This window comes from uncultured Leptotrichia sp. (assembly GCF_938036635.1).
GTDB lineage: Bacteria > Fusobacteriota > Fusobacteriia > Fusobacteriales > Leptotrichiaceae > Leptotrichia > Leptotrichia hongkongensis.
Genome location: NZ_CALHQO010000227.1, coordinates 1 through 4,937 on the forward strand (window position 1 = coordinate 1; position 4,937 = coordinate 4,937).

A 4,937-nucleotide genomic window follows, 5' to 3' on the forward strand; every position below is an offset into this window, starting at 1 on the left:
AATTTTAGGGCAATAATTATAAATTTTAGAAGAGTTTTACTGTAAAAAAAGTTTTTAAAAATAAATAAAGTATGCTATAATTTTTGATATAAAAATAGAAAAGAGAGGAGTCCTGATGGATTTTAATAAATTAAGAAATGATTTAAAAAACAGATATTTTTCTACATGGGAATATTTTAGTAATGGTTTTAATGCTTTGAAAGTGTTTTCAAAAAAACATCCAATACTGCTATTTTTTCATTTCCTGTTTTCATTTTTTCTTGGAGTTGTTGTAATATTTCAAGGGGCAGAAGTAATGGCGGTAATGGATAAAATTGTAAAAAAATATGGAAGTACAAAAATTAATTCTAATGAGTTTGTAAAAAGTAAAGAATTTAATGAGCTAACGTCTGAAGTGATGCTGTTTATATTATGCTTTATTATAGTCTATTTAATTATTCGATTTATTTCGGCTGTTATAAGAAAAAAAATGGGCTTGGAAGTTGAAGAGCGGGAAAATGAGTTTAGTCTAGTTGAAATTATTGTAAAATTTTTAACTATAACATTTGTAAACATAGTATTACAAGTATTTTTGATAATATTGGGAATTATAATTACAGTATTTACAAGATCGACACTTTCGTTTTTAATCTTATGGATTATTTTACAGCTAAATCTTTTATATTTCGAGCAGGCGTACTATCTAAGAAAAATAAATATAATTGAAGCATTCAAATATAACTTTTATATAAGCAAAGGGAATAGAATACGGATGTTGACTGTACTATTAACAATTTTTACTGTATTTGTAGGAATTAATTATTTTTCAGGCTGGTTATTTGAAGCTACAATAAAAAACCAGGTTACGCTAATGACTGTTAATGCTGTTTTTGGAGGAATAGCAGGACTTCTTTATACAGTTTTGGGAACAATGGTGAGCAATCTTGTTTATTTGAACTTAGAATATGTAGACTTTAACAACAGATAATATTATTTTTGTATTATTAAATGCTGTCCTTAGAGTACCATTTTTTTTACGTCTTTTTGACAAGATACCATTAATTATAATTTTTCCGATATCTACGATAGCTGGAATTATTTCAAGCTTTTTAGGAATATTTATAGCAATAGTGGGAGTTATAATTTTTTTGAATGTAGAATACGATTACTTGGAAAAGCAGGGATTGTAATAAATCTAAAAAATAATAAAGGAGGAATTAAAAATGAAGATACAGAATTTAAAAAATGAATTATCCAAAAGAAAATTGCAAATGGGAGAATATTTTAGAATAGCATTTGATGTTTTGAAAGTATTTGTGAACGAAAATAAATTATGGACGATATTCTTTTTAGTTGCAAATATTTTTCTGTTATTTTTTAATAGTATTGTTATAAGAGCGATTTCAAATGACAATTTTTTGGTACTAATAATGATGTTTTTGATTGTAATTTATATTGGCTTGTTTTATGCAGTTTTGATTACAAAAGTTGCACAAAGAATTGAAAATACTAAAGAGTATGATTTGAAAAATATAGTTACTAAATATTTAATTATATTTGGAATATGTACTGCAATTCTAGCTATTTTCTTTAGAATATTAATTGTTTTAGGCTGGGCTAATTTTATTCTTATGTGGATGATTGGTTCAGGAGGGGGTATTAGTGATACAGCGGCAATAACAATACTGCTTGTAATAAAGGGAATTTTAATAATACCATTAACATTATTAATATTATTTCTTTTATCGAAAGTGGCGTATTTTATTCAAGCATACTACATAAGAAATATGTCATTTTCTAAAGCATTTCAGTATAATTTACAAATATCTAAAAATAATAAGTTAAGAATTTTAACTCCTGTTATTATTCTTGCAATTTTAGATTTTATTGTAAAAATTCCATTTTTATCAGATTTATTTGGAATTTTAAATTATTTTTTGCTAATGCCTTTTACAATATTTTCACTAGAAATTTTTGAACTGCCATTATTTGTAGCATTTCCGCTATCAGTAATCTTTGGGGCTATTTCAAGCTTTTTACTTATCTTTATGATAACAATAGCAGTTATAGTATTTTTGAATGTGGAATATAATTATTTGAAAAAACAGGATAAAAATTTACAATAAATTTTGAAAGGAAATAAAATAAATATGGATTTTAAGGATTTACAAAAGGATTTACGTGATAGAAAACTTAATATAACTGAATATTTTATGTGGATGTTTCGAGTTCTAAGAGTATTTATTTTAGAAAATAAATTATGGGTTATGTTTTTGGTTCTTGCAAATATTCTAACTGGAATAATGCCATTAAATTTTGTAAAAAAATATATATTCATAAGTATTGCATTAGTATTTTATGGAAGAATTTTTATTTTTATCTCATATGCGAAAGTGCTACATCGGATAGAAAGCACAGAAAGTAAATATAAATTTAAAAGTTTAATTCTAAAATATTTAAAACTTTTGCTGGTAATGATATTTATTGTTCCTTTTGTAGCTGTTTTAAGGGAACAGTTAAAATTTGCTATAAAAATATTGATAAAGAATCAGATTTTAAATACACAAATAATCGGGCTGGTATTTTTAATTCTTACATTAGTACTTATTCCATACTTTACTCAGATATATACAGGAAGAGATATGAACATTTGGGAATCTTTCAAGTATAATCTAATACTAGCAAGAAAAAATAAATTAAGAATCGGAATTCCTATTATTATTCTAACTTTATTAAGTGGTTCATTGTCAATGTTGACTTACTATTATAATAATTTTGAACAGCTTTATATAAGAAATATCGTTATAATTCTTTCAGCAAGTATTTCAAGTATTTTTGAAATTATTTTTGTAATAATGTATGTAATTGTATTTTTGAATGTAGAGAATGACTATCTCAAATCATGTGGGAAAAATGTAGAGAAAATAATGAAAAGTAAGATTTAATTTTTGATTTTGAAAGGGGAATTAAAATTATGGATTTTGAAAATTTACAAAGAGAATTATTTGATAAAAAATTAAAAATGGTAGAATATTTCAAAAAAACATTTGAAATTTTGAAAATATTTTTAAAAGAAAATAAATTATGTGCTAGTTTGTTTGCTATTGGAAATATATGGACATTTTTTTCTAATGCTACAGTGCAAAATATTCTTATAAAAATGCAAATTGCAGGTCAAGTTGAGGATAGAGAGGCTATTTTAGAAGCAGTTGTTTCAGCACTTTTGATATTTTCAGGTATTCTTTTGGTATCCCTTTGTTTAGGTTTATTGATAGGTGTAATTTATACAAAAGTAGCTTATAAAATTGAAGGTCGGGAAAATGAGTATAAATTTAAGAATGTATTTTTTAAATATTTAACATTTATTGGGATATATTTATTGTTTTGTATTGTAATGGGAGTCATAATAGTGATTATGTCAGTGATGGTAACAATTTTTTCTTTAATTACGAAAAATTTTAATTCAAGATTTCTTGAATATATTATGTATGGAGTGTATTTTATAATAGTGATAGTTGTAGCTCTAAATATTCTTTATTTCATGCAAACTTTATATATAAGAAATATAAAAGTTTTAGAAGCTTTTAAATATAATTTGGCATTATCTAAAAAAAATAGATTGAGAATATTGATACCAACACTTATTATTACAGCGATAAATCTTGTGTTCGTATTGCCATTTTCAACTAAGTTATTTGTTTTTATGCCATCGTATGTTGTATTTCTAATTGCTGTAGTATGCGGATTTATTTCAAGTATATTAGGAATTGCAGGAATAATAATGAATACGGTAATATTTTTAAATGTGGAGTATGATTATTTGAAAAGACAGGCTTAAGAGAAAGAGAAACGAGCTTAAAGTTTGAAGTATTCTTAAACTTAGTGTATAATTATAAAAAATGGAAAGGAAAAATAAATTATGTATTTGGAAAATTTAAGAGAAAAAATCTTTAAAAAAGATCTTGGAATTGGAGAAACTTTTAGTGCAGCATTTGATTTATTTAAGATAATTCTTAAAGAAAATAAGTTGCTTGTATTTTTTCAGTTTATTTTAATATTTATTCCATTCGCAAATCGTTATTATAGTCGTTTTTTGGTTAATATCATAGCTTTTTATGAATATTTAATACCTATGTTTTTTTTATTAAATTTTGTTTTAGCTTTTGCATTCACAGTAGCAAATAATTATTTTATAGCATATTTTTTAAGAAAAATTGCATTAAAAGTAGAAGGAAGAGCAGATAAGTTTTCAGCAAAAGGAATTCTTATAAAATTACTTACATTATTAGGAATAGGTGTCGGTTTAAGAATAATTTTATCTGTGTTAGAAAATCTTTCTTTTATAGGAGCCTTTCTAGCTCTTTTAGCATATATAACTGCAATAGTAGTTTTCGTATGGGCTTTACTTTATTTTTACGACGTATACTATATTCGTAATTTAACTCTTTCAGAATCTATAGACTATAGTTTAAAACTATCTGAAGGAAATAGACTAAAGAAAATAATTCCTGGAATCATACTTATAGTAGGGTTTATTATTGGAATTATGATAATCGATTTCCCAATTCCGAGAATTTTACTTGATAGAGCAGGAACATTCCTAATAGTTATTGTTTTTTCAGTTATTATATCTTTATTTTTGCTATATTTTATGACTTTACAAATTGTGATTTATTTGAATGTTGAAAATAACTATTTAAAAAATGAAGGAAAAGACAGCAAATATAATTTTAAAGATAAAGAAGAAATTGATTTGAGAAATAGTCAAATCTCTAATAATTTTTTAGATGAAAATAATGAAAAATAAAAACTTTTTAAACTCCTATACATACTATTCCTCCAATTTATTTATTTCGTTAATAAGTTCTGCTAATAAATCTTTTTCTTCAACTTTTTTTATAATTTGTCCTTTTTTGAAAATCAGACCTTTACCATTCCCGCCTGCAATTCCTAAATCC

General features: G+C 24.3%; 5 protein-coding genes and 1 pseudogene. 5 read left to right on the forward strand and 1 reads right to left on the reverse strand.

Annotation, left to right across the window (positions count from 1 at the left end; all coding sequences use genetic code 11):
* Positions 1-115: 115 nt before the first annotated feature.
* The 5 genes from Q0370_RS04375 (at position 116) to Q0370_RS04395 (ending at position 4,786) form a co-directional block, all read left to right on the forward strand.
* Complete coding sequence (locus Q0370_RS04375) at positions 116-967, forward strand: hypothetical protein (RefSeq protein WP_299572631.1); 852 nt, start codon at positions 116-118, stop codon at positions 965-967.
* 235 nt (positions 968-1,202) lie between these two features.
* Complete coding sequence (locus Q0370_RS04380) at positions 1,203-2,105, forward strand: hypothetical protein (protein WP_299572633.1); 903 nt, start codon at positions 1,203-1,205, stop codon at positions 2,103-2,105.
* Between the two features lie 24 nt (positions 2,106-2,129).
* A complete protein-coding gene (locus tag Q0370_RS04385; protein WP_299572636.1) occupies positions 2,130-2,924 on the forward strand; it encodes a hypothetical protein in 795 nt (264 codons plus the stop codon).
* Between the two features lie 29 nt (positions 2,925-2,953).
* Positions 2,954-3,817, forward strand: coding sequence for a hypothetical protein (locus Q0370_RS04390; RefSeq protein ID WP_299572638.1), 864 nt, complete (start codon positions 2,954-2,956; stop codon positions 3,815-3,817).
* A gap of 81 nt (positions 3,818-3,898) precedes the next feature.
* Entirely contained in the window at positions 3,899-4,786 is an 888-nt protein-coding gene (locus Q0370_RS04395) for a hypothetical protein (protein WP_299572640.1), read from the forward strand.
* 24 nt (positions 4,787-4,810) lie between these two features.
* Here the strand turns inward: Q0370_RS04395 and Q0370_RS04400 are convergent.
* A pseudogene (locus tag Q0370_RS04400) lies at positions 4,811-4,937 on the reverse strand (4-hydroxy-3-methylbut-2-en-1-yl diphosphate synthase); the annotation flags it as partial.